General features: G+C 67.5%; 25 protein-coding genes and 1 pseudogene. 11 read left to right on the top strand and 15 right to left on the bottom strand.

Annotation, left to right across the window (positions count from 1 at the left end; translation table 11 throughout):
* The 3 genes and pseudogenes from NKF06_RS12590 to NKF06_RS12600 all read left to right on the top strand — a co-directional run.
* Positions 1-179, top strand: a pseudogene (locus tag NKF06_RS12590) (transcription initiation factor IIB 2); the annotation flags it as partial.
* A 208-nt stretch (positions 180-387) separates the two neighbouring features.
* Positions 388-1,482: a site-specific DNA-methyltransferase gene (locus NKF06_RS12595; RefSeq protein WP_058828016.1), complete on the top strand. Its 1,095-nt coding sequence runs from the start codon at positions 388-390 to the stop codon at positions 1,480-1,482.
* Positions 1,483-1,597: 115 nt separating this feature from the next.
* Positions 1,598-1,993, top strand: coding sequence for a zinc ribbon domain-containing protein (locus tag NKF06_RS12600; RefSeq protein ID WP_253245579.1), 396 nt, complete (start codon positions 1,598-1,600; stop codon positions 1,991-1,993).
* A 45-nt stretch (positions 1,994-2,038) separates the two neighbouring features.
* On the opposite strand, the gene NKF06_RS12605 is transcribed toward NKF06_RS12600, so the two are convergent.
* From NKF06_RS12605 to trpC, 6 genes are all read right to left on the bottom strand, one after another.
* A complete protein-coding gene (locus NKF06_RS12605) occupies positions 2,039-3,217 on the bottom strand; it encodes a 3-dehydroquinate synthase II (protein ID WP_004972657.1) in 1,179 nt (392 codons plus the stop codon).
* An 807-nt stretch (positions 3,218-4,024) separates the two neighbouring features.
* Positions 4,025-4,435 (bottom strand): methylated-DNA--[protein]-cysteine S-methyltransferase, encoded by a 411-nt coding sequence (locus NKF06_RS12610; protein ID WP_253245580.1) that lies wholly within the window; start codon positions 4,433-4,435, stop codon positions 4,025-4,027.
* A gap of 92 nt (positions 4,436-4,527) precedes the next feature.
* Positions 4,528-5,328: a 2-amino-3,7-dideoxy-D-threo-hept-6-ulosonate synthase gene (locus NKF06_RS12615; RefSeq protein WP_058828013.1), complete on the bottom strand. Its 801-nt coding sequence runs from the start codon at positions 5,326-5,328 to the stop codon at positions 4,528-4,530.
* A gap of 24 nt (positions 5,329-5,352) precedes the next feature.
* The gene (trpA, locus tag NKF06_RS12620) at positions 5,353-6,231 is read right to left on the bottom strand and encodes a tryptophan synthase subunit alpha (RefSeq protein WP_253245581.1); all 879 of its coding nucleotides are present in this window, start codon (positions 6,229-6,231) and stop codon (positions 5,353-5,355) included.
* The gene (trpB, locus tag NKF06_RS12625) at positions 6,231-7,499 is read right to left on the bottom strand and encodes a tryptophan synthase subunit beta (RefSeq protein WP_253245582.1); all 1,269 of its coding nucleotides are present in this window, start codon (positions 7,497-7,499) and stop codon (positions 6,231-6,233) included. The genes trpA and trpB overlap by 1 nt, the downstream gene beginning before the upstream one ends.
* The gene (trpC, locus tag NKF06_RS12630; protein WP_253245583.1) at positions 7,496-8,254 is read right to left on the bottom strand and encodes an indole-3-glycerol phosphate synthase; all 759 of its coding nucleotides are present in this window, start codon (positions 8,252-8,254) and stop codon (positions 7,496-7,498) included. Before trpC ends, trpB begins: the two co-directional genes overlap by 4 nt.
* Before the next feature lie 156 nt (positions 8,255-8,410).
* Here trpC and NKF06_RS12635 point away from each other — a divergent pair, with 156 nt between their 5' ends.
* On the top strand, positions 8,411-8,866 hold the full coding sequence (locus NKF06_RS12635; protein ID WP_058828010.1) for an MGMT family protein: 456 nt from the start codon (positions 8,411-8,413) through the stop codon (positions 8,864-8,866).
* A 71-nt stretch (positions 8,867-8,937) separates the two neighbouring features.
* On the opposite strand, the gene NKF06_RS12640 is transcribed toward NKF06_RS12635, so the two are convergent.
* The 3 genes from NKF06_RS12640 to lonB all read right to left on the bottom strand — a co-directional run bounded on the left by NKF06_RS12640 (position 8,938) and on the right by lonB (position 12,489).
* A complete protein-coding gene (locus NKF06_RS12640) occupies positions 8,938-9,276 on the bottom strand; it encodes a hypothetical protein (RefSeq protein ID WP_253245584.1) in 339 nt (112 codons plus the stop codon).
* Between the two features lie 96 nt (positions 9,277-9,372).
* Complete coding sequence (locus NKF06_RS12645) at positions 9,373-10,398, bottom strand: CPBP family intramembrane glutamic endopeptidase (protein ID WP_253245585.1); 1,026 nt, start codon at positions 10,396-10,398, stop codon at positions 9,373-9,375.
* A gap of 6 nt (positions 10,399-10,404) precedes the next feature.
* Positions 10,405-12,489 (bottom strand): ATP-dependent protease LonB, encoded by a 2,085-nt coding sequence (gene lonB / locus NKF06_RS12650; protein ID WP_058828007.1) that lies wholly within the window; start codon positions 12,487-12,489, stop codon positions 10,405-10,407.
* 169 nt (positions 12,490-12,658) lie between these two features.
* On the opposite strand from lonB, the gene NKF06_RS12655 reads away from it, so the two are divergent.
* The 3 genes from NKF06_RS12655 (at position 12,659) to NKF06_RS12665 (ending at position 14,704) form a co-directional block, all read left to right on the top strand.
* Positions 12,659-13,210: a nicotinamide-nucleotide adenylyltransferase gene (locus NKF06_RS12655; protein ID WP_253245586.1), complete on the top strand. Its 552-nt coding sequence runs from the start codon at positions 12,659-12,661 to the stop codon at positions 13,208-13,210.
* Position 13,211: 1 nt separating this feature from the next.
* Positions 13,212-14,003, top strand: a complete 792-nt coding sequence (locus NKF06_RS12660; RefSeq protein ID WP_253245587.1) for an SAM-dependent chlorinase/fluorinase — start codon at positions 13,212-13,214, stop codon at positions 14,001-14,003.
* Between the two features lie 113 nt (positions 14,004-14,116).
* Positions 14,117-14,704: a trimeric intracellular cation channel family protein gene (locus tag NKF06_RS12665; RefSeq protein WP_058828216.1), complete on the top strand. Its 588-nt coding sequence runs from the start codon at positions 14,117-14,119 to the stop codon at positions 14,702-14,704.
* Positions 14,705-14,734: 30 nt separating this feature from the next.
* On the opposite strand, the gene NKF06_RS12670 is transcribed toward NKF06_RS12665, so the two are convergent.
* The 4 genes from NKF06_RS12670 to NKF06_RS12685 all read right to left on the bottom strand — a co-directional run bounded on the left by NKF06_RS12670 (position 14,735) and on the right by NKF06_RS12685 (position 18,952).
* Positions 14,735-16,054, bottom strand: coding sequence for an APC family permease (locus tag NKF06_RS12670; protein WP_253245588.1), 1,320 nt, complete (start codon positions 16,052-16,054; stop codon positions 14,735-14,737).
* A gap of 175 nt (positions 16,055-16,229) precedes the next feature.
* Entirely contained in the window at positions 16,230-17,792 is a 1,563-nt protein-coding gene (thsA, locus tag NKF06_RS12675) for a thermosome subunit alpha (RefSeq protein ID WP_058828003.1), read from the bottom strand.
* A 173-nt stretch (positions 17,793-17,965) separates the two neighbouring features.
* Positions 17,966-18,247, bottom strand: a complete 282-nt coding sequence (locus NKF06_RS12680; protein WP_058828002.1) for a HalOD1 output domain-containing protein — start codon at positions 18,245-18,247, stop codon at positions 17,966-17,968.
* Between the two features lie 54 nt (positions 18,248-18,301).
* Positions 18,302-18,952: a helix-turn-helix domain-containing protein gene (locus tag NKF06_RS12685; RefSeq protein WP_058828001.1), complete on the bottom strand. Its 651-nt coding sequence runs from the start codon at positions 18,950-18,952 to the stop codon at positions 18,302-18,304.
* Positions 18,953-19,125: 173 nt separating this feature from the next.
* On the opposite strand from NKF06_RS12685, the gene NKF06_RS12690 reads away from it, so the two are divergent.
* A complete protein-coding gene (locus tag NKF06_RS12690; RefSeq protein ID WP_253245589.1) occupies positions 19,126-19,950 on the top strand; it encodes an amidohydrolase family protein in 825 nt (274 codons plus the stop codon).
* A 6-nt stretch (positions 19,951-19,956) separates the two neighbouring features.
* Here the strand turns inward: NKF06_RS12690 and NKF06_RS12695 are convergent, their stop codons facing one another.
* Positions 19,957-20,859 carry a glycosyltransferase gene (locus NKF06_RS12695; protein WP_253245590.1) on the bottom strand — a complete coding sequence of 301 codons (903 nt, stop codon included), beginning with the start codon at positions 20,857-20,859 and terminating at the stop codon, positions 19,957-19,959.
* Positions 20,860-20,929: 70 nt separating this feature from the next.
* Entirely contained in the window at positions 20,930-21,685 is a 756-nt protein-coding gene (locus NKF06_RS12700; RefSeq protein ID WP_253245591.1) for a class I SAM-dependent methyltransferase, read from the bottom strand.
* Between the two features lie 115 nt (positions 21,686-21,800).
* On the opposite strand from NKF06_RS12700, the gene NKF06_RS12705 reads away from it, so the two are divergent.
* From NKF06_RS12705 to NKF06_RS12715, 3 genes are all read left to right on the top strand, one after another.
* On the top strand, positions 21,801-21,962 hold the full coding sequence (locus NKF06_RS12705; RefSeq protein ID WP_253245592.1) for a hypothetical protein: 162 nt from the start codon (positions 21,801-21,803) through the stop codon (positions 21,960-21,962).
* Positions 21,963-22,083: 121 nt separating this feature from the next.
* Positions 22,084-22,356: a winged helix-turn-helix domain-containing protein gene (locus tag NKF06_RS12710; protein ID WP_004972706.1), complete on the top strand. Its 273-nt coding sequence runs from the start codon at positions 22,084-22,086 to the stop codon at positions 22,354-22,356.
* Positions 22,357-22,469: 113 nt separating this feature from the next.
* On the top strand, positions 22,470-22,772 hold a 303-nt coding region (locus tag NKF06_RS12715; protein ID WP_253245593.1), incomplete at its 3' end, for an MBL fold metallo-hydrolase.

Raw genomic sequence — 22,772 nt, forward strand, 5'->3', positions numbered from 1 at the left:
TCCACTCCGGCAAGTCGCCGGTCGGCCTCGCCGCCGCCGCCGTCTACGCCGCCGCTCTCCTCACCAACGAGAAGACGACGCAGGCCGCCGTCAGCGACGTGGCCGACATCTCCGAGGTCACCATCCGCAACCGCTACCACGAGCTCCTCGAAGCCGAGGAGAACCTCGGCCTCGTCTGAGGACCGATTCGGACGCCCGCGCCGCCCGCGCCGGACGACGGTTCGAGCCGGACGAAGCGACTCAGTTTTCGGTTATTTGCCCGTCAGCGGCGGCGCTCGCCGCGGCAAGCGGCCGGCCTGAGCGTCGAGCCGCGCGGACCGCGACGCGGGGTCGACCGGCTCCGCACCGAGGCGAAGGGTTTTGTTTCGGGGGAAACACGTCCGTACGATGCGCACGACTCACGCCCTCACGGTGGGCGACGCCGCCGACACCGGACTCGCCGACGAGAGCGTGAACCTCGTCGTCACGTCGCCGCCGTACCCCATGATAGAGATGTGGGACGACCTGTTTTCGGCACGCGACGACGCCGTCGCGGCGGCGCTCGATTCGGGCGACGGCGACACCGCGTTCGAGGCGATGCACGAGCAGCTCGACGCCGTCTGGGACGAGGTGGCCCGCGTGCTCGCCCCCGGCGGGGTCGCCTGCGTGAACGTCGGCGACGCGACCCGGAGCCTCGACGGGTCGTTTCGCCAGTACCCCAACCACGCCCGCGTGCTCACCGCGCTCGGAGAGCGCGGGCTAACGCCGCTTCCCGACGCCATCTGGCGGAAGCCGACGAACCGCCTGACGAAGTTCATGGGGTCGGGAACGCTCCCGACGAACGCCTACGTCACGCTCGAACACGAGTACGTGCTGGTGGTCCGCAAGGGCGACCCGCGGTCGTTCCCGCCGGGCGACGACCGGCGCTACGAGAGCGCCTTCTTCTGGGAGGAGCGAAACCGCTGGTTTTCCGACCTCTGGGAGTTCGGCGGGACCGGCCAGGGCCTCGATTCGGGCGACAGAGAACGCTCGGCGGCGTTTCCCGTCGAACTTCCGCTGCGCCTGATTCGGATGTACTCCGTCTACGGCGACACCGTCTTCGACCCCTTCGTCGGCACCGGAACCACGACGCTCGCGGCCATGCTCGCGGGGCGGAACTCGGTCGGCTACGACCTCGACGCCGACCTCGTCTCCGGGTTCGAAACACGGCTCGACGACCTCCCGGAACGCTCGCGCGCGGAGGTCGAACGTCGACTCGACGACCACCGGGAGTTCGTCGCCGACCGCGACGAGCGGCCCGGCCACGACGCCGAACACTACGACTTCCCGGTCGTGACGAAACAGGAGCGCCGCATCCGCCTGTACCGCGTGTCGTCGGTCGAGGCGTCGGCCGACGGCGCGGACCGCGAGTTCGTCGTCGAACACGAACCGCACGATGAGGGCGGGGCCGCCAGCGCCGCGGGGACGCCGCCGACTTCGGAAGACGCGCAGACGACTGACTAACCTCGAAACGGTCGAATCCGGGGCGTTCGAACGCGTACTATCAGGCTTCGTACCGCTTGACAGACTGTCCGACAATCCAGACGTTTAAGAGCGCGGACGACGACGCCAACGAACGATGCCCGATGCTCGTCGTCGCGCGTTCGTCGCTGCCCTCGTCGGCGTGGTTGGTGCCTCGCTCGGAATCGCCGGGGCGGGCCACGTCTACCTCCGCGAGTGGCGACGCGCGATTGCGTGGTTCACCTTCGTCGTCGGCGCGGGGCTGGTGTTGCTCTCGACGTTCGCCGACCCGGCGACCGTGACCGTGGACTCGGTTCCGAGAGAGGTGCTGATTCCCGTCCTCGGACTGCTGTTCCTGAGCGCGCTTGACGCCTACCGCGTCGGGATTCGCCCCCGCGGCCGCAACGCGAACGGCGAGCCGACCTGCCCGATCTGTGGCGGCGAACTCGACCGGAACCTCGACTTCTGTCCGTGGTGTGCGACGGAACTCGAATGGTACACGGTCGAAGAATAACGCGCTCCGGCCGGCTGCCCGCCTCGAAAAAACGGTTCTCCGGGATTACTTCTCGATGATGCTCTCTTCGACGGCCTCGCCGAAGTGGCGAGCCGTGTCCTCGTAGTAGATGAGCATCTCGTCGCCGGGTTCGAGGTCCGTGACCGCCGTGCGACCCTCGCGGGTGTGGACCTTGATTGTCTCGGCGTTCTGCAGGAGCGTAGTGACGCGATCGCCCTCGTAGTCGGCGGAGATGCGGAACATCGGTCGCTTTTCTATCTTCACGCGCCCGACGATGGCCTCGCGGGTGTTCCCGTTCGTGTCGATGAGTTGCACCTCGTCACCGCTTTCGAGTTCGGAGAGATAGACCGTGCCGCCGTCGGGGGTCCGCGCGTAGGCGTGGACCGCGCCGGCGTTGACTCTGAACGGCCGAGACGCGACGTACGGGGACTTCGCCGTCTCGGCGTGGACAAAGAAAAGGCCGCGAGCCATCGAGCCGACGAGCATCCCCTCGTCGTGGTCCATGATGGTGCCCGTGTCGACACAGACGCGGTCGGCCATACCCGTGCGTTCGACCTCCGTGACCTCGGCCCAGACGAGGTCGAGCGACTCGCGTTCGGCCTCGTCGCGGACCTCGACGGTCTTTCGAATCTCGTCGGGGTCGTCGCTGTCGAGGAGGACGCCGTCGGAGCCGAGTTCGAGCGTCTCGAAGGCGGTCTTGGCCTCTTCGGCGGTCGTGACGCCTGCGATGAGGTCGGTCTCGTCGCCGATGCGGGCGATGAGGTTCTCCAGCGGGATGATGGTCCAGTCCTCGCCGATGACGATGGTGTAGTCGCCGTCTCGGGCGGCCTCCTCGGCGAACGCCTCGTAGTCCTTGCTGAGGATTCGGACGTACGACCCGTTTGCGAGGTCGTCGCCGCGGCGGAGCGTCGTCAGGTCGGCAGAACCGGAGAAATCGGAGGGGAGTTCGACGGTCGCGTCGCCCTCGCCGTCCTTGCCGACGATGTAGGCGTCGGCGAGCGCCTCGGGGTCCGCGTCGTCTTCTTCCGCTTCCATCACGTGGACGTCTGCGTCGGTCCGGAACGCGGCGATGTTGACGTCGCCGAGTTCGCGGACCTTCTCGACGTCGGCCTCGTCGACGAGAACCCAGTCGACGCCGGCTTCCAGTCCGGCCGTGATGCGTCGCTTCCGCGTCTCCCAGTCGCCGACCGCGTCGTCGGCTTTGAGCCAGACGCTTCGTGTCATTATCGACTTCACTCGGTGGGTGGGCTTGAACGTGGCGAATGAATCAACGGACGGCGAACGGGTCGCGCCGGGACGGTGAGGCCAGGGTAATCCAATTCTATATCGCACTATGTGATTTATTTGTAGGGCCCGGGTCGAAATGCGGGGTTGAACGACCGATTTGAACGCGCTGACGCGAGTCGAAGCGGGCTTTGGGTCCGGAAAACAGTTCGTAGAGCAGGTGGTTACGGCCGAGTTCGCGAACAATCTCGCGGTCGGGTCGAGGACTACGCTTGGGACAGTTGGGTCGGAAAAACGGCGCTCTGATAGGACGTGTTGAGACGCAGTTCGGAGAGAAGTCCCGCATCAAGTCGGGTCAGTCGCGGCGTTCAGCCGAGAGACGAATCAACTGCGCGACCCGGGATCGACTGTGAGCCTGACCCTCCGACGGGTTCGGAAGACGAGTTCGTCCGGGCTGTCGAGGGTGACTCAGATACAAAATCAGTCGGAAACCAACACGCACCGCCCGCTATCCCGAACGAAACTCCGGGTAGCGGTGGGAAAGACCCCACGGCCGTCAGCCATCATCGACGCAGCGGGTCGATGGCTCAGGTTGCGTTTCGGGAGGCGGCACGCTGTCACCGACGCAGACCGACGGGCGAATCGAACGCGAAGTTCGAATCCCACGGACCACTCGGCGAGCGGAGAGTCAGGCGGAGAGCCGAGTGTGTGGTCCAGCCGAGTCGTCGAAAAACACCGACAGTCTCGCGCGGGCGTCTCTCAGCCGAATCGAGAGCTGATAAACTAATTATGGCGATATTAAATCAGTCAAAACGCGTCCAGCCCCGTCTGGACCGCGCCGCACTCGTGGTCGAGGAGTGTGCGCTTCAGGTCGACGCCGCCGGCGGCGGAGAAGCCGCCGAGGGAGTCCGCGCCGACGACGCGGTGGCACGGGACGACGAGCGGGACCGGATTCCGCCCGCAGGCCTGTCCGACGGCGACCGCGTGACTGTCGAGTTCGGCCGCGACTTCGCCGTAGGTGCGCGTCTCGCCGTACGGAATCGACGCCATCACGCGCATCACGTCGCCGGTAAAGGAGTCGGGAAATCGCACGTCCACGTCGAACTCGCGGCGCTCCCCGCGTTCGTACTCGGCGAGTTGTTCGCGAAGTAACTCGGGAGAACACCCGAGGAGTCGTTCGTCCACGTCGACTGCGAACTCCCACATCGTGACGTGCATGCTCGAAGTTCGCGCTCAGCGGGTATCTATCTGTAGGCTGGAGATGTCGAGAAAACGGAAACGTCGTCGGAAAGCCGGAGCCGCGTGTCGCGTTACGCTTCGATGCCGAGTCCGGCGCGTTCGAGGGCCGTATCGGCGTCGGCGTCGTCGTGGATGACGGCGCTCACGGCGCGGGTGATGGCCTCGGGGTTCTCGTGTTGGAAGATGGAACGGCCCATCGAGACGCCGGCCGCGCCGGCGTCCATCGTCCCGCGGACCATCTCGACCGTCTCGCGGTCGGTACCGCGACTGCCGCCGGCGATGACGACCGGCAGGCGCGTGGCCTCGACGACGCGGCCGAAGGAGTCGGCGTCACCGCTGTAGGCAGTCTTCACCACGTCGGCACCGACTTCCTCGGCGAGGCGGACGGCGTGGGCGAGCGCCTCGGGGTCCTGTTCGTCGATGCCGGGGCCGCGGGCGTACGACATCGCGAGGACGGGCACGCCGAAGTCGGCGGCGCGGGAACAGAGGTCGGCGAGTTGGGTCATCTGGTCGGGCTCGTAGTTCGAGCCGACGTTAATGTGGAAGGAGACGGCGTCAGCACCGACGCGGAGGGCGTCTTCGACGGTGCCGGTGAGTCGCTTGTCGTTTTCGTCGGGGCCGATGACGGTCGACCCGTTTACGTGGACGATGTAGCCTTTGCCGTTCTTGTTCGGGTGGACGCGCGGGGCGGTGCCCTTGTGCGTGAGGACGGCGTCCGCGCCGCCGCGGGTGATGCTGTCGATGGTGGATTCGATGTCGACGAGGCCCGTGACCGGGCCGAGGGTGATGCCGTGGTCCATCGGGACGATGAGGTATCGCCCGTCTGTGGAGATGCGTTCGAGTCGTGCGGAGAGTCCGATGTCTGTGTTCATGTATGAGAAAGGGTGGCAGAGCAGTTATGTGCGTTCCGGATGCGGTGGGCGTTGCGACGCGCCCGCCACCGCACCGTCTTTCAGCTCGCGGGCGAGCGTTTCGAGGCGGTCGGCAACCGTCTCGGCGTCGTCGCCGTTGTCGTGTCCGTCGGCAACGATGTCCACGAGCGCGCTGCCGACGATGATGCCGTCAGCGCCGCTCGCGACGATGCGCTCCGCGTGGTCGCCGCTGCTGATACCGAAGCCGACCGCCTTGGGCACGTCGTAGTCGGCGAGTCGTTCGAGCGACGAGCCGGTCTGGTCGGAGACGCTCGACTGCGCGCCCGTCGTGCCGAGGCGCGCCTGCACGTAGACGTAGCCCGAGACCTGTTCCATCATGCGGTCGAGGCGCTCGCCGCGGGTCGTCGGCGCGACGATGAAGACGAGGTCGAGGCCGAACTCGTCGCAGGCCTCACGAAGCGGGCCGGCCTCCTCGGCCGGCAGGTCGGGGACGACGAAGCCCTCGATGCCGACCTCGGCCGCCTTCTCGACGAACGGCCGCGGGCCGTTACTTACGGCTTCACCGCTCGTATTCGAGGCGCGTTGCGCCTCGCTCTCCTCGCCATAGCGGTAGATGAGGTTGTAGTAGGTCATACAGACCAGCGGCACCGACACGTCGAGGTCCTCAACGAACTCGAAAAAGCGCGTCGGCGTCATGCCGCCTTCGAGCGACCGAACCACCGCGTTCTGGATGGTCGGCCCCTCGGCGATGGGCTCCGAGAACGGAAGCCCGAGTTCGATGATATCCGCGCCGCCGCGTTCGAGCGCCTCGACGTATTCGAGCGAGGACTCGTAGTCGGGGTCGCCGGCGGCGAGGTACGGGATGAACGCCGGCCCGTCGGCGAAGGCGTCTTCGAGCGACATCACAGGCCCCCCGTGAACTCGTCCATGTTCGGCGCGATGTCGATGTCACGCTCGTAGGTCTCCTCGATGGCCGATTCGAGGTCTTTGTCGCCGCGGCCGGAGACGTTGACCACGACGTACTCGCCGAGGTCGTTCGCTTCCTCGGAGTCGGGCGCATCGGGGCCGGCGACCGATTCGAGATAGCCGAACGCGTGGGCCGACTCCAGTGCGGGGATGATACCTTCCATCTGCGAGAGCCGGTGGAACGCGGTCAGCGCCTCGTCGTCGTCGACGTTGACGGCGGTGACGCGACCGGTGTCCACGAGGTACGCAAGTTCGGGGCCGACACCGGCGTAGTCGAGCCCGGACGACACCGAGTGTGACTCCATAATCTGGCCGTCGCGGTCCTGTAAGAGTCGGGTGCGAGCGCCGTGGAGAATACCCTCCGACCCGGTCGTGAGCGACGCCGAGTTGGGTGCGACGCCGGCTTCCTCGTCCACTTCGAGCGTCGAGCCGCCGGCCTCGACGGCGTAGAGCGCGGTCTCCTCGTCGTCGACGAACTCGGCGAACGCGCCCATCGTGTTCGAACCGCCGCCCGCGCAGGCGACGACGGCGTCCGGGAGCCGACCCAGCTTCTCTCTGGCCTGCGTGCGGGCCTCCTCGGAGATGACCGACTGGAAGTCCCGAACCATGCTCGGGAACGGGTGCGGGCCGACGACGGAGCCGATGACGTAGTGGGTGTCTTCGACGTTAGTCGCCCAGTCGCGCATCGTCTCGGAGATAGCCTCCTTGAGCGTGCCGCGGCCGACAGTGACGGGGTTCACCTCGGAGCCGTTGAGCTTCATCCGGAAGACGTTGGGGCGCTGGCGGTTGATGTCGCGTTCGCCCATGTAAATCTCGCAGGGCATATCGAGGTGGGCGCAGGCCATCGCCGTGGCGGTGCCGTGCTGGCCCGCGCCGGTCTCGGCGATAATGCGCTCTTTGCCCATGTACTTCGCCAGCAAGACCTGTCCGAGGGCGTTGTTGAGCTTGTGCGCGCCGCCGTGGACGAGGTCCTCGCGCTTGAGGTAGATTTCGCGGTTGTAGCGCTCGGAGAGTCGGTCCGCGCGCTGGAGGGGCGTCGGCCGCCCGCCGAAGTCCCGCAGTCGCGCGCGGAAGTCGTCCATGAACCCATCTTCGTTGTCGAGGACGTACCGCTCGTACGCGTCGGTCAGTTCCTCGATGGCCGGCATGAGGGCCTCGGGAACGTACTGTCCGCCGTAGTTGCCGAATTTGCCGTCTGCGCTCATTGTGTGGTGAGTGTCTCCGTGTTCTGTCGCACGTCGCCGTCCATGATAGCCGTCCCGACGAGGAGGGCGTCGGCACCGGCCTCGCGCATCCGCTGCGCGTCTTCGACCGACTTCACGCCGCTTTCGGCCACGAGGAGCACGTCCTCGGGCGCTTCCGGCGCGAGTGCCTCGAACGTGCCGAGGTCGACTTCGAGTTTCCCGAGGTCGCGGTTGTTGATGCCGACGATGTCGGCTCCGGCCGCGAGCGCCGCCGTGAGTTCCTCGCGCGTGTGGACCTCTACGAGCGGCTGGAAGCCGCGGTCGCGAGCCGCCTCGACGAGGTCCGGGAGGCCCTCGCCGACGAACCGCGCGATGAGGAGCACGAGGTCGGACTCGACGACGTCCAGTTGGGCCTCGTTCATGATGAAGTCCTTGCGGAGGACGGGCACGTCGACGGCCTCGCGGATGCGCCGCAGCGACTCGGCCGAGCCGCCGAAGTGCTCGGGTTCGGTGAGGACCGACAGCGCCGTCGCGCCGCCGGCGACCATCTCGCGGGCCAGTTCAACCGGGTCGTCCTCGCGGACGCCCTCGGTCGTCGGACTCGTGGGCTTCACCTCGGCGATGACCGGGACCCGGCCCGCGGCCTCCGTTTCGGCCACGGCCTCGGGGAACGACCGCGCGTCGACCGACACGCGCGTCTCCCCACCGGGTCGCTCCCGCGCGGCCTCCAAGATGGCGCGCACGTCGGGAGCTAATTCGTCTCCACTAGCGTTCATTGATGTACACTAACGCACGTATCTGTACATAAGACTTGCGCCGGCGGGGACACTCACCGTCTCTCGCGTGCGCGCGGGCGAGAGCGCACCGTCGAAGGGGACGAACCCCACGCCGTCGCCGGAAGGGTCAAGCGTCCGGCGACGGGAGCCGAACGTATGCCCGTCTCGGGAATCTACGCGCGCGAATCGTCCACGCTCGGCCGCCCGGTTCAGGTCGGCGTGGTCAGCGGAAAGGTCATCAACGTCTCGTTTCCGGACTCGCTGCCGGCGGACGCCGAGTCGGACCACGAGCATCTCGACGCCGTGTTGGCCGCTATCGACCGGGGGCAGACGGACCTTTCGTCGGTCCCTATCGGTCTGACCGTCCCGACCGACCAGCGGAGCGTGCTGGAGTCGCTTCGCAACGTCCCACAGGGAGACACCGTCGACGTGGCTCTGCTCGTCCGCATGTCCGGGCTCGACCCCGAAGGCGACGACTCCAAGCGCATCGTCCGCGAGGCGCTCGCGGCGAACCCGGTTCCGGTCGTCGTCCCAGATCACCGCGTGAAAGACGGCCCGAGCGCCGCGCCCGACGACGTAGTCGAGGCGCTTCGGAAGTCGGAAGGAATCTAGTTTTCAGTCGTCGCGGTCGCCGTCACCGTCGTAGTCTTCACGTCTCCGTCACCGCCGTCACAGCCCCGAGCTCAGAAGGGTATCGCGTCGGTCTCCCGGCGGAGCGCGAGATAGCCGAGCAGACCGCCGAGGAGGAACAGCGTGCTCGCGAGGCCGACAGACCCGACACCGGTCGCGAGTTCGGCGAACTGCGAGAGGCCGGCGAGGACGAACCCGCCGCCGGCGACGTACTTGAGTCGGCTGTCGACCGGAATCCGAAGCGTGACGACGCCAAGAAGAACCGCCGTCAGTCCGAAGGCGGCGTCGGCCGCGAGCCGGAGCGTCGGGTTCCCCGTGGCGAACGCCGCGACGACGAGCGCCAGATAGCCGATAAGCCCCGCCTGCGTCAACTGCCGCGTATCGATATCCATACTGGCTACGCGTGATGCGGACACTTGAACGCATCCCCGCGTCGCGGCCGTGACGGCGAGCGGTTCGGCGGGGCTCGGCGGCGCGTCCGACGCCCGCTACCAGCCGAACAGTTCGTAGCCCGCGAACTCCAGCGCGTTCACGAGGTAGTGGGCGACGACCACGACCAGCAGGCTCTCGGTGAGGACGAACGCCGCCGCGAGGACGAACCCGAGGAGGCCGGTGACGATGATACCGAGTCGGCCCTGCGCGCCGTGACCCGCGCCGAAGGCGGCCGACGACACGGCCGCTAAGAACCACGGCGACACGTCGAAGCCGGCGGCGACCGCACCGACGAGCGCCCCCCGAAACAGCAGTTCCTCGAAGCCGGCGATGAGGGGGAGTGCGACCGCGAACAGGAACACCCAGCCCGCGGTCGTCCGCGGCGTCAGCGACTCGCGGACCGCCTCGTCGGGCTCGATGCCGAATCGCTCGCTGACCGTCGAGCCGACCCGGTTGGCCCCGTAGAGCGCGATGCCGAGCCCGACGCCGATAGCGAGCTTCGTCGGGAGGTCGGTGACGGAGAGCCCGAGCGCCGCGGCCGGCACACCGGCGTACCACGCGCCGAGACCGAGAAAGCCACCGAGGAACGCCTGTGAGAGCGCGACGTTGGCGAGCAGGAGATGCGGCGGGAGGTCCTCGGCGGACGGCGAGCGCTCCGAGACGGCTGAGACGGGGGCCGCGGTGACGCCGTGCGGGGTCGCCCGGCCGGAGTCGGGTTCAGAACCGGCTTTCGCGTCGGGGTCGGCGTCGTCCGCAACGTCGCCCTCAGCGAGCGTCGGTGACTCGGGTCGCGGCGACGCGTCGGTCGAATCGCCCGAAAAAGAAGCCAGCGAGACGGTGTCGGGGGGAGCCGACTCGTCGGAATCAGTCGGTTCGGTGGGGCGCGAAGCGGAGTCGTCCGGCGTATCGACTCGGGTGTTTAGCGCGGGGTCGGAGTCAGCGTCGTCGGCGTCGTCGGGAGCGACGGGCGCGTCGGAGTCGGTCCCCTCAGCGTGCGGGACGCCGCGAGAAAAGTGCGCGAGAGAGAGTAAGACGGCGAGGACGAGGCCGGTGAAGCCTGCGAACGCCGCCCAATCGGTCATCCGGCGTTACTGCGGGCTGGGGCTGGAGGGCCCCTTGACGCCCTGGCCCTTGTTGAGGGCGGAGCCGGTGATGCTCTTGAGGCGGTCCACGAGCGAGTCCTTCTCGGGTTCGCCTTCGAGGGCGACGTCGAGGACTTCGCTGATGTGCGAGACGGGGATGATGTCGACCATCTCCTTGTACTCGTCTTCGATCATCACGTCCTGCTCGTTGGCGGCGGGGATGATGACCGTCGAACAGCCGGCCTTCGCGGCGGCTTCGATCTTGTGGGTGACGCCGCCGACCGGGAGCACGTCGCCGCGCACCGACAGCGAGCCGGTCATGGCGACCGACTGGTCGATGGGGATGTCCTCCAGCGCGGAGATGACGGCGGTCGCGACCGTGATGGACGCGGAGTCGCCGTCGACGCCCTGCTGGCCGGTCTGGACGAACTGCACGTGCACGTCCATCTCCGAGAGGTCCTGGTTGGAGAACTTCTTGATGATGGCCGAGACGTTCTGGACGGACTCTTCGGCCATCTCCTTGAGCTGGCCGGTCGCGATGACCTGACCGGGGCCCTGCGACGGCGTGACTTCGGCCATCACGGGGAGCATGATACCGGAGTCTTCGCCCATGACGGCGAGGCCGTTGACGCGGCCGGTGACGAATCCGTCGTTGACCGAGAGCTCGTAGTCCTTGCGGCGCTCGATGTACTGGTCCGCGATCTGCTGCTCGATGGAGCGCGCGCGGCGCTTCGCCTGCAGCACGTGGTCGCGGGTGGTCAGCTCGGCGTTCTCGCCGCGGGCGATGTCGCCAGCGACGCGGACGAGGCCGCCGAGGTTACGGAATTCGAGGGTGAGGTGACCCTTGCGGCCGGCGCGGCGGCGGGCTTCGAGGATGAGCTCCTCGACCGCCTCCTCGGTGAAGTGCGGGAGCCGGCCGTCGTTGGTGACCTCTTGTGCCACGAAGCGCGCGTACTTGCGGCGCATCTCGGGGGTGTCCTCGATGGTGTCGTCCATGTACACCTCGTACCCGTACCCCTTGATACGGGAACGGAGTGCGGGGTGCATGTTCTCCATCGCGTCGAGGTTCCCGGCGGCGATCATGATGAAGTCCGTCGGGACGGGTTCGGTCTGGACCATCGCGCCCGAGGAGCGCTCGGACTGGCCCGTGATGGAGAACTCACCCTCCTGGATGGCCGTCATCAGGTGCTGCTGGCTGCGCACGTCGAGGGTGTTGATCTCGTCGACGAACAGGACGCCCTTGTTCGACTTGTGAATCGCGCCGGGTTCGACGCGGTCGTGGCTGGGCGTCTCCATGCCGCCGGACTGGAACGGGTCGTGGCGGACGTCGCCGAGGAGCGCACCCGCGTGGGCGCCCGTCGCGTCCTGGAACGGCGCGGACTTCTGGTCGGCGTTGTTCACGATGAGGTTCGGAATCATCGCGTCGCTGCCGCGCGAGCCGTAGCGGAACGCGAGGTAGATGATACCCGCGGCGAGGATGCCGAGCAGGACCTGCTGGGCGATAATGAGCGAGTAGCCCAGCACGACCGCGATGATGATCCACATGAGGAACGAGCGCATCTGGTTGCGCTTGCGTGCTTCCTCTTTGTGCGCCTCGACGATTTGGTCACCCTTGCCCGCGGGGACCGTGCGGACCTTGGGGCGATTGCCGTCGTCGGGGTTGTGGTAGACGAGCACGTCCTGAAGCTCCTCGCGGGGGAGAAGCTCGGACATCGCCTTGGCGAGCATCGACTTCCCCGTCCCCGGGGAGCCGATCATCATGACGTGGCGGCGCTGCTTGGCCGCCTTCATGATGACGTCGCGGGCGTGCTCCTGCCCGATGACTTGGTCGACGAGACGGTCCGGAACGGGAATCTCGTCGGTCGTCTCTATCCGGAGACCACCGAGGAGGTCGTCCTCGTCCACGTTCTCGGCCACGTCGGCGTCGATTTCGACATCGCTCCCGAGGTCGTCGATCGTCTTCTTGTCGACCTCTTCGGCCTCGTCGTGCTGGAGCGTCCCCCCGTCGTCGATACCCTCTTCCGAGGGCGCGTCGTCGGGTGAATCCTCCCGCTCGTGGAGGCTGTCGTCGGTGTTCGTATCGTTACTCATAGAACTGTCGTCGCTACTTCTAACGTAGGCCCTGCGACTGATATACTTTCTCCCCGGGTGCATCCGGCGTACCTTGCCGTAACCTCGCGTTTCGACGCCCCTACCACCGGAATACCGGAATTCTCGTGACTCGGCGTATTTATAAGTAATCCGGACTAACGCCCGAGGCATGCGGGGGTTCTACATCGGCCGCTTCCAGCCGTACCACAACGGCCACCACCGAATGGTCGAAGAGATTGCCGCCGAAGTCGACGAACTCGTCCTCGGCATCGGGTCCGCGGGCGACTCGCACTCGCCGCGGAATCCGTTCACCGCGGGCGAACGAATCATGATGGTCAACAAGGCCGTCAACGACTTCGACATCACGACCTACGCGGTCCCCATCGAGGACCTCGACCGCAACTCGGTGTGGGTCAGCCACGTCCAGTCGATGTCCCCCGCGTTCGAGGTCGCGTACTCCAACAACCCGCTCGTCATCCAACTGTTCAAAGAGGCGGGCGTCGAGGTCCACCAGTCGCCCATGTTCAACCGCGAGGTGCTGGAGGGAACGGAGGTCCGCCAGCGCATGATAGAGGACCGCGACTGGGAGTCACTCGTCCCCGACGAAGTGGCCGACGTGGTCCGCGAAATCGACGGTATCGAGCGCCTCCAGCGCGTCACGGCCACCGACGGCTCGGAGCGCCTCGGCGACGACGAGGACCGCGACCCGAACCCCTGTTGAGATGATTACCCTCGCGTCCGACTTCGGACTGGCGTACCCGGCCGCGATGAAGGGCGTCGTCCTCTCGCGGGCCGACGCCCGGCTCGTGGACGTGGCCCACGACCTCCCGCGACAGGACGTTCGCGCGGCCGCGTTCTGGCTCCGCGAGACGCTTCCGTACTTCCCGCCGGCGGTCCACCTCGTCGTGGTCGACCCCGGCGTCGGGACCGACCGTCGCGCGGTCGTCCTCCGCGTCGGCGACCACGTTTTCGTCGGCCCCGACAACGGCGTCCTCCGCCCGCCATCGAGACGCGTCGCCGCCGAACTCGACGACGCCGACGCACCGGCCGAAGCCTACGAAATCGACGTTCCGAACCCCGAGTCCACGACCTTCCACGGGCGGGACGTGTTCGCGCCCGCGGCCGCCGACGCTCACGTCGTGGGCGCGTCGGCGCTCGGGTCGGTCGACCGCTTCGAACCGATTGCGCTCGATTCGCTCGCCGAGTGCCGCCTCCCCGAGGCGACCGTCTCGGCCGACGGCCGCGAGGCGACTGGAGAGATACTCGTCGTCGACGACTTCGGCAACTGCATTACCAACGTCCCGGGCGAGTTCGTCCGCGACGCGGCGGGCGACCGCGCGACGCTAAACGGCGAGTCGGTCCCGGTCGGTCGCACCTTCGAGGCCGTCTCGCGCGGCGAGCGACTGCTCACTGTCGGCAGTCACGGCAACGTCGAGTGCGACGTGAACCACGGCCGCGGCGACGAGGCGTTCGGCCTCGCGCCCGGCGACCGCGTGGAACTCCGGGTCGACTGATGGGCGTTCTCATCTCCGCCCTCGCCCTCAGTTCCGCCGCCATCCCTGTCCCCAGTTCCGCCGCCGTCGCCCCCGCCTCCGTCGTCGTCCCCGAGGTCGACCCCTTCGCGGTGATGAACGTCGTCGGCCTCCTCGCGTTCGCGGTCGCCGGCGCGCTCAAAGCCGCCGAAGCCGGTCTCGACGTGTTCGGCGTCTCCGTACTCGGCGTCGTGACCGCCCTCGGCGGCGGGACGACCCGCGACGTGCTGGTCGACCGGCTGCCGGCCTCGCTCGCGGGGACGTGGGACATGAGCGTCGCGCTCGTCGGCGTCGGCCTCGCAATCGTCCTCATCCACTCAATAGAGGGTCGTGTGCGCGACCACCCGGCGTTCCTGACCTCCGACGCGGTCGGGCTCTCGGCGTTCGCGGCGACCGGCGCGCTCGTCGGCGTCGACGCCGGCGTCACGTCGTTCGGCGTCGTCGTCCTCGCGACCATCACGGCCGTCGGCGGCGGCTCCATCGCCGACATCCTCATCGGACGCGTGCCGGTCGTCCTCCGCGACGACTTCTACGCGACGCCCGCGGTCGTCGGGGGCCTCGGGTTCCTCGCCGCCCGGGCGGCCGGCGCGCCGACCGGCGTCCCCTCGGGGCTGTGCGCCGCGCTCGTCTTCTCGGTTCGGCTGCTCGCGCTCCGCTACGACTGGCGACTCCCGCGGGTCTGAGTGGAGACTCCCGGGGCCGCGCGCCGGACGTTACAGTTCGTTTTCCACGCGCCGCTCCGCGGACTGGACCTCGTCCGCGATGGTCTCGCGCTCGAAGTAGAGCACCTCGACGCCGACGACGACCACGGCAAGCGCGAGGACGGTCCAGAACGTCCCGCGCTCGGCGTCGAACAGGTGCCACAGGAGCGCGACCGCGGAGCCGATTGCGCCGACGGTTCCGACGGCGGGAATCACGGTCGTCCGGAGGTCCTCGCGCTCCCGGAACGCGAGAAGCGAGAGGCCGCCGAAGATACTGATGAACGCGAGCGACGCGAACGAACTGATGGCGTCCAGGCTCCCGAGGAAGGCGAACCCCGCGGCGAGCACCCCGAGCGTCACGAGCGGGCGAATCGGCTCGTCGGCGGACTCGTCGCGGAGCCGACTCGGGAGCAGGTCGTCGGCGACGAGGCGCTTCGAGAGCCGCGCGGAGCTGAACAGCGTGGCGTTGATGGCGCTGCCCGTGGAGAACAGCGCCGCGACCGAGATGAGGACGAACCCGGCCTGCCCGAGGAACGGCCGGGCCGCAACCGCGAGCGCGGTCTCGGCGTGCTGCTGGATGGCGTCGATTCCGGCGAGGTTGGTCGTGACGAGCGCGACCATGATGTACAGGACGGTCGCGCCCGCGATGGAGATGTAAATCGCCTTCCTGACGGTCTCGCGGGGGTCGGCGATGTTCTCTTGGTCGAACAGCAGGAGCTCCCACCCCTCGAAGGCGACGAAGGAGACGGCGGCCGCAACGAGCGGGCCGATACCGAAGTTCGACAGGCCGAAGCCGAGGCCGCCGTGGGTCGCGCCGTAGGCGACGCCGCCGAGACCGAACAGGAGCAGGATGGCGACCTTGAGGCCGACCAGAACGTCTTCGACCCGCCCGGAGGCGTGCGCACCGAAGACGTTGAGGCTCACGAACGCGGCAACGGTGAGCGCGGAGACGAACGGCTGTACCGAGACCGACGCGACCGTCGAGACGCCGGTGAGTTCGACGAAGTAGCCGCCGAATGCGTAGGCGTACATCGCCATCGTCCCGACGTAGCCGAAGACGAAGGTCCAGCCCACGACGCCCGCGAGCGTGGTGTTGCTGTCGGTGAACCGCTCGACGTAGCCGACGGGTGAGCGGGGCGACTCGCACAGCCTGTTCAGTCGGAGGAGCGAGTAGCCGGCACAGGCCGCGAGTGCGCCGGCGACGACGAACGCCGCCCACGCGAGGGTCCCGGCAGCGCCGGCGACGACACCGAGCACGGCGAAGATACCCCCGCCGACCATGCCACCAATCGCCATCGACACGGCTTCCGGAAGCCCGACTTCGTCGGACATGGGGTGCAGTTCGACGCTCGCGACGGAAGAACATAGCGGCCAGTTGATGGATGCTCGCTCAGCGGCGCGGCTTTGGAGTAGCCATACGAGAGCGGAAAGACGGAAAAAGCGACACGAAGTGGCCCGGCGGCAGAGCGCGCCGCCGGTGGGGGAGAGTGTTCTGCGGGCGGTTCGGTTACTTGGCGGCGATGACGTCGTCGATGCGGACGATCATCGTCGCGGCCTCGGTCGCGGACTCGATGGCTTCGCGCTTGACCGCGACGGGGTCGATGACGCCGAGTTCGACGGGGTCGCCGATTTCGCCGGTGCGGCCCGACGAGATGATGCCGGCGATGCCCTCATTTTCGTAGCGGGCGCGCAGGTCGACGAGCGCGTCGATGGGGTCCATACCGGTGTTCTCGGCGAGGGTGCGCGGGAGCGCCTCGACGGCGTCGGCGTAGGCCTCGACGGCCAGTTGCTTGCGGCCCTCGATGCCGGCGGCCTCGGAGCGGATGCGGTCGGCGATGGCGATTTCGGTCGCGCCCGCGCCGGGGACGACACCGCCCTTGTCGATGGCGGCGACGACCACGTCGACCGCGTCTTGGATGGCGCGTTCGAGTTCGTCGACGACGTGTTCGGTGCCGCCGCGGAGGAACAGCGTGACGGCCTTCGCCGCCGAGCCGCCCTCGACGAACGCGAGGTCGTCGTCGCCGAAGGTGCGGATGCTCACGGAGTCGACGTGACCGAGGTCGGACTCGTCGAGGTCGGACAGCGAGCCGAGGCGCTTCGCACCGGTCGCGCGGGCGAGAGCGCGGGCGTCGGACTTCTTCACGCTCTTGAACGCGAGGATGCCCGCGTCAGCGAGGTAGCCCGCGACGCGGTCGTCGATGGACTTGGTGCAGAACACCACGTCGACGCCGGCGTCCTTGAGGGCCGCCGCGTAGCCGCGGAGTTCCTTGTCCTCGGCGTCGATGGCCGCGGTGAGCTGGTCGACGGAGGTGATGTTGTACTCGGTGTCGACCTCGCCCTTGCGAACGTCGAGTTTCATGTCGAGGACCGCGACGGTCGCGTCGGAGACGGCCCGGGGCATGTTCTCGTTGACGGGTTCCTTGTCGAGGACGACGCCCTCGACGAGTTCGGTCGCCGAGGAGGACGCGCCCGTGCGGGTGAGCACGCGAACGTCGTCGCGGTGGAAGGCCCCGTCGCCGTCACCGTGGACCATCTGGACCGCCTTGACGACGTGTTTGGCGAGCACGTCGGCGGTCACGTCGCCGGTTCCCTTGCCGGTCATGGAAGACTCGGCGACCTTGCGGAGCAGGTCGTCGTCGAGCGTCACGTCGAGGACCATGTCGTCGATGGCTTCCTGGGCGATGCGGGCGGCCTCGGTGTAGCCCTCGACGATGACCGTCGGGTGGAGGTCGTCGTCGAGGAGGTCCTCGGCGTGCGCGAGGAGTTCGCCGGTGAGGACGGCCGCGGTGGTCGTGCCGTCGCCGACTTCTTCCTCTTGGGTCTGGGAGACTTCGACGATCATCTGCGCGGCGGGGTGCTCGATGTCCATCTTCTCGAGGATGGTCGCGCCGTCGTTCGTGATGACGACCTCGCCCGAGGAGTCGACGAGCATCTTGTCCATGCCGCGCGGCCCGAGTGTAGTCCGTACGGCTTCGGCGACCGCCTTTCCGGCGCGGATGTTGGAGTCCTGCGCGGAGCGGCCGTGCGTTCGGTTCGTCCCCTCTGCGAGAATGTATAACGGTTGCTGCATTCGTGAAGCCATGTTGAAACCTCAACCGCTATCAACGATTGCAGTTCTATAAATACGTTTCGGCGAGGGCGAGCTACGAAATCGCACGACAGGGCGACGGTTTTCGAATTACGAACGAGACGACGTAGCCCGAATCGACGGCCGAGCGAGACTCCGCTGAAGCGGGCGTGGCGCTACTCGTCCAGCGGGTCGACGGTGAGCGTTCCGTCGCCGAACAGCGAGACGAGGTAGCCCGCGTACCGAAACGAGAACCTTCGAGACGGGTCATGAGAGAGGCGAAAGAGAACGTCGAGCGCCTCGGGGTCGACACCGATGTCCGAGAGCGGCGGGAGTTCGAGTGGGCTGAGTTCCGTGGCAGTCGCGACCGCCGAAGCGATGGCGACCGCCACCTCGTCGTACCGATCGACGGAGGTAGTTACCACGGACCCGGCTCCATCTTCGAGCGGGTCGTCCATACAGTCCGAATGGGTAGTCGGGTACCTATTGGTGTGCGTTGATTATGTAACCCGTTATTGTGGGGGTCGCTCGTCTCGAATCCGTTCTGCGAGCGTCCGGTAGGCGCGTTTGAGGCGGGCCGCGACCGCCTGTCGCGAGATGCCGAGCTCCGTGCCGAGCTCGCCGAGCGACGTGTCTCGTCGCTCGTCGAAGTAGCCGCGTTCGAGTGCGAGGAGCAGGGCTTCGAGTTGCGTGTCGGTCAGTCCCTCGCTCACCGGCGCTTCCTCGGCCGCGACGGACGTGATGCGGTCGAACTCGGTGTCGATGCCGTGGGCCGCCCACTCGCGTCTGAGGTCGGTCAGCACGCGGTGCGAGGAGACGCGGAGCTTGAGCCACCACGAGTCACCGGTCGAGAGACACTCTAAGAGAACCGCGTCTCTGGACACTAATGCGTCGAAGATCGGAGCCTCAGAGGCGTCCCACGAGACGCCGTAGAGCGCCCGGTCCGAGACGGATTCGACGAGCGTGAGGTCGTCGACGCTCGGAAGCGACCGCGCCACCTCTCCGAACGCCCCCGCGTCGGGACCGCGGACCCAGACGAACGACGCCGCCTGTAAGGCGGTCGGGACGGACCGTTCCAGCTCCAGTTCGATGTCGTGTTCCTCGGCCGCGGGACCGAACGGAAGCGCGGACAGCGGGGCGACGACCTCGACGATGAGGCACACGCGTGAAGATTGATGCTACGGGCCAAAAAACTGCGTTTCAGCGTCTCTCCCTACCGTCGTGAAGGAATGAACGTCACGCGTCGCTGAACGAACGGGTCGGTACTGTGCCCTCGATGAAACGACTACGGCAGATTCTGCAACCTATTTGGCGGCCACCGGAGAGTGACTCGACAATGCTGGAGTTGGAACACGGGTTCAGGGTCGTGGACGTGAACGCCCGCCTCGACCCCGACGAGCAGTCGATTGCGGCGCGCGGGCGGGAGATAAGCCCCGAGCGGCTGGAGCGCGAACTGCATCAGGCGGGCGTCGTCCGCGCCGTCGTCTCGCCGGGCGCACAGCGGGTCGAGGGGAGCTACCTCCGGCCGAACAACGCTGTCGCGCGGATGAGTGTCGACCGGCCGTTTCTGGCGTTCGCCCGCATCAACGGCCCGCGCGACCCGAGCGGTCGAGCCTCGGCGCGACTCCGAAACCTCACGTCGTCGCGGGCGGACCACCACGCCGACCCCGGCGACATCGAGCAGTACGCCTACGACGACCGTTTCCACGGGTTCTCGCTCGCGCCGGCGGTCGACGGGCTGCCGGACGACGAGACGCTCGCGATGCTAGAGGACGTGGGGCTGCCCGTCTTCGTCGAGGGCGGACAGGCCTTCGAGCCGAGTGCCGTCGCCGAGTCGCTGCTCGGTCGGTTCCCAGTCATTCTGTCGAGCTTCGGCGGCTTCCCGCTCGACCGCGGGCTGATGGACGAGGCCATCGACCTCCTCGACGACCACGACGACCTCTACCTCGACACGAGTTTCGTCCGCTACCGGAGCGTGCTCGAACGCGCGCTCCTCGAACACCCGGATCGCGTGCTGTTCGGCAGCGGCGCGCCCGAGACCCACCCGAACGTAGGCGTCATGGAGATTCTGACGCTCGACGTGTCGGAGGACGCGCTGGCGAAGGCGTTCTCGAAGAACGCGGCACGGGTCATCGAGGCGCTCGGCCCCGGAGAGCAGTAAAACGAGTCAGCGCCAGTCGTACCGGGCGACGGCGCGGTCGGCGCGCTTCGACCGGCCGTGGGGGTTGCGCGCTCTGGTTCGGTCGCGGGCGCGGGCGACCAACCCGTCGGAGACGCCCGTGGCGATGCCGCCGACTACGTCGCGGCCGGTCCCCGCCCACCCCGAGGGCGTCACGTCGCCTTTCACGACGCCGAGAGCGGCTTCGACGCCGTCCGAAATCGCGTGTTTCGCCGTCCGCTTGACCGTCCCCGGTCTGACCCCGTAGTTCTTCACGAGTCGATAGGTCAGAGAGCGGTACTTCCAGCCCCAGTCGCGCTCGGAGATGCCGCCGTCGGCCTCGAACTCGCGGCGGACGCACATCTCGGGCGCCCACGCGACGGAGCGGTCGAAGCCAGCGAGGCGGTGGGCCGCGTCGCGCGCGCCGCCCGTCTGGAGGTACTCGTCGAAGCCGTCGAGGGCGTCGATGGCCTCGCGGCGGAACGCGACGTTGCCGCCGTTGAAGTACGTTACCGTGCGACCGCTGATGGCGTTCCGTTCGAGAGATTCGGTCGTCATGCCGTTGCGGAGCGTCTGGTGCATCGGTCCGGTGACCACGTCGGCGTCGGCGATGCCGTCTTCGAGCGCCGACAGCCACGACGATTCGACGGAGAGGTCGTATCGGAGGAGCGCGACCACGTCGCCGGCGGCGACTTCGAGGCCAGCGTTGCGGGCGACGTTGAGGTTGCGGTCGGAGATTTCGACCAGCACGTCCACGTCGTCGCGCTCTCTCACCATCCCGGTCGTGCCGTCGGCGGAGGGGCCGTTGACGACGACGACTTCCGCGTCGGGGGCGTGCTCGGCCAGCGCGTCGAGGCTGGTGGCGAGCCGGTCCCGACCGTTGAGCGTCGGGAGCACAACCGAGAGATCCATACCCGACAGTTGCAGTGGACGTACTTAAATGTGAATCGAGGATCGTGTTAAAATCTGCCGTGAGAACGCCTCACTCGGCGTCACTCGCCCGAGTCGCCGCGCGGGACTGCTCGTCGGCCGACTCGACCCGCGCGTTCCAGTACGACACGGACGCGAGGTCGTCGCCGACCGGCGAGTCACCGACGGCGAGGTCCAGCGAACGGAACGGCTGTGCGATGCCGTTGGGGACCTTCCGGTAGAAGCCGAACGGGATGACGAAGTCGTGTTTCGCGCCGGCGAGGTCGAGCCCGGCGTCGCCGAGCAGCCGCCGCACGTCGCCTTCCGAGTAGAGCCGCGACCCCATCGGGAGCAGCCAGTTGTAGGCCACTCGGAGGCTCCCGTCGTTGAAGGTGTCGAAGAACACCTGCTCTTTCGAGACGCGGGCCATCTCGGCTAAGAACTTCGCCGGGGTGTCCGCGAGGTGGAAAAACCGCATCGCGAACACCGCGTCGAAGTGGTCGTCCGGGAAGGGCAGCCGCGCGGCGTCGCCGCGGAGGAACTCGATGCGGTCGGCGACGCCCGCTCTGCGGGCCTTCTCCCGCCCCTGTACCATCATCGCCCGCGAGATGTCCAGTCCGACGACGTTCGCCCCCTCCCGGGCGAGCATCACGGTGAACCGGCCGGTCCCGCAGGCGATTTCGAGGACGTTCTTATCCTCGACGGGGCCGAGCGCCGCGAGGACCGCCTCCTTCTCTCGCCGGTCGATGAGGCGACCGCCCTTGGAGAACCGCTTCGAGTCGTACTCCTGGGCGACCTCGTCGGCCTGGTACCACTCCTTTCCTTTCACGCTACGCATACTCGCGGGGGGGGAGCCTAAAACGGTACTGGATACGCGGTGCGGAAGCGGGGTTCGGCGGACGGCGAGAGAGAGACTTTCCTCTACTGAGCGCGTAGCATGACATATGCCAACGTGTAGAAACTGTGGCGTGACCTGCGATGCAGACGCGTTAACACGGCACGTCAGCGAAGGGTGGCTCGTCGTCCACTGTCCGGAGTGCCACGCGCCGCTCGGGAGCTATCGACTCGGCACTCCATCGGTCGATACGATGCGAAACGTGGAGTGAGACGACCACTCGCGGGTGATTTTCCAACAAACGCACGATATTAATATGTGTATTATGTGTCTGGATTCTTTTCACACACTTGTAGCTAACCCTTAACACGGAGCAACCGACTGTGACGGGTATGAGCACCACCACCGCAGAGCCAGATACTGAAGACCTGCTCTCGGAATCCGAGTTCCGAGAGCGCCTCCGCGAGCTTCCCCCGAGCGCGAAGCTCGTCGCAAAAGTCCTCGAAAGCGACGCGCCCCTCTCGCAGGGCCAGCTCGCGGAGGAGTCGCTGCTGCCGGACCGCACCGTCCGCTACGCGCTCAACCGTCTCGAAGAGTCTGACCTCGTCGGCTCGCGTTACTCCTTCAAGGACGCGCGAAAGCAGGTCTACTTCCTCAACACGTAAGCGCGCGGTCCACCGATAGCGCGACAGACCACCGCCCGCGGGGGCGCACTCCCGCAGACCAAGCCACCACTTCTCTCGAACCACCTAACCCAGCGGCGAGCGTAGCCGCCGCCATGCACGTCACGCGCGTCTCCGTCCCCGTCGCCACCCGCGCGCCGACCGGCGCGACGAACGCCTACCTCGTCGCCGATGGCGGCGACACCCTGCTCGTGGACCCCGCGGCCCGCACCGACGACCTCGACGAACTCGTCGCGCGCGAGGGCGTCGACCACCTCGCAGTCACCCACACCCACGCGGACCACGTCGGCGCGGTGGCCGCCTACGCCCGCGAGACCGGCGCGACGGTCTGGTGTCGTCGCGGTCGCGGGCGCGCCTTCTCGGACGCGACCGGGGTCGAGCCCGACCGGACGTTCGCG

This window comes from Haloferax sp. AB510 (genome assembly GCF_024136985.1).
Classification (GTDB): Archaea; Halobacteriota; Halobacteria; order Halobacteriales; family Haloferacaceae; genus Haloferax.

What these genes read in the sequence shown, in the direction of transcription:
- NKF06_RS12640 (WP_253245584.1), bottom strand. Translation starts at nt 9,276, where the DNA reads ATGGATATCGATACGCGGCAGTTGACGCAGGCGGGGCTTATCGGCTAT.
- NKF06_RS12680 (WP_058828002.1), bottom strand. Translation starts at nt 18,247, where the DNA reads ATGGACGACCCGCTCGAAGATGGAGCCGGGTCCGTGGTAACTACCTCC.
- NKF06_RS12705 (WP_253245592.1), top strand. Translation starts at nt 21,801, where the DNA reads ATGCCAACGTGTAGAAACTGTGGCGTGACCTGCGATGCAGACGCGTTA.
- NKF06_RS12635 (WP_058828010.1), top strand. Translation starts at nt 8,411, where the DNA reads ATGCCCGTCTCGGGAATCTACGCGCGCGAATCGTCCACGCTCGGCCGC.
- NKF06_RS12665 (WP_058828216.1), top strand. Translation starts at nt 14,117, where the DNA reads ATGAACGTCGTCGGCCTCCTCGCGTTCGCGGTCGCCGGCGCGCTCAAA.
- NKF06_RS12695 (WP_253245590.1), bottom strand. Translation starts at nt 20,859, where the DNA reads ATGGATCTCTCGGTTGTGCTCCCGACGCTCAACGGTCGGGACCGGCTC.
- NKF06_RS12610 (WP_253245580.1), bottom strand. Translation starts at nt 4,435, where the DNA reads ATGCACGTCACGATGTGGGAGTTCGCAGTCGACGTGGACGAACGACTC.
- NKF06_RS12690 (WP_253245589.1), top strand. Translation starts at nt 19,126, where the DNA reads ATGCTGGAGTTGGAACACGGGTTCAGGGTCGTGGACGTGAACGCCCGC.
- trpA (WP_253245581.1), bottom strand. Translation starts at nt 6,231, where the DNA reads ATGTCGCTCGAAGACGCCTTCGCCGACGGGCCGGCGTTCATCCCGTAC.
- NKF06_RS12670 (WP_253245588.1), bottom strand. Translation starts at nt 16,054, where the DNA reads ATGTCCGACGAAGTCGGGCTTCCGGAAGCCGTGTCGATGGCGATTGGT.
- NKF06_RS12645 (WP_253245585.1), bottom strand. Translation starts at nt 10,398, where the DNA reads ATGACCGATTGGGCGGCGTTCGCAGGCTTCACCGGCCTCGTCCTCGCC.
- NKF06_RS12595 (WP_058828016.1), top strand. Translation starts at nt 388, where the DNA reads ATGCGCACGACTCACGCCCTCACGGTGGGCGACGCCGCCGACACCGGA.
- NKF06_RS12600 (WP_253245579.1), top strand. Translation starts at nt 1,598, where the DNA reads ATGCCCGATGCTCGTCGTCGCGCGTTCGTCGCTGCCCTCGTCGGCGTG.
- NKF06_RS12655 (WP_253245586.1), top strand. Translation starts at nt 12,659, where the DNA reads ATGCGGGGGTTCTACATCGGCCGCTTCCAGCCGTACCACAACGGCCAC.
- trpB (WP_253245582.1), bottom strand. Translation starts at nt 7,499, where the DNA reads ATGAGCGCAGACGGCAAATTCGGCAACTACGGCGGACAGTACGTTCCC.
- thsA (WP_058828003.1), bottom strand. Translation starts at nt 17,792, where the DNA reads ATGCAGCAACCGTTATACATTCTCGCAGAGGGGACGAACCGAACGCAC.
- lonB (WP_058828007.1), bottom strand. Translation starts at nt 12,489, where the DNA reads ATGAGTAACGATACGAACACCGACGACAGCCTCCACGAGCGGGAGGAT.
- NKF06_RS12615 (WP_058828013.1), bottom strand. Translation starts at nt 5,328, where the DNA reads ATGAACACAGACATCGGACTCTCCGCACGACTCGAACGCATCTCCACA.
- NKF06_RS12710 (WP_004972706.1), top strand. Translation starts at nt 22,084, where the DNA reads ATGAGCACCACCACCGCAGAGCCAGATACTGAAGACCTGCTCTCGGAA.
- NKF06_RS12660 (WP_253245587.1), top strand. Translation starts at nt 13,212, where the DNA reads ATGATTACCCTCGCGTCCGACTTCGGACTGGCGTACCCGGCCGCGATG.
- trpC (WP_253245583.1), bottom strand. Translation starts at nt 8,254, where the DNA reads ATGAACGCTAGTGGAGACGAATTAGCTCCCGACGTGCGCGCCATCTTG.
- NKF06_RS12605 (WP_004972657.1), bottom strand. Translation starts at nt 3,217, where the DNA reads ATGACACGAAGCGTCTGGCTCAAAGCCGACGACGCGGTCGGCGACTGG.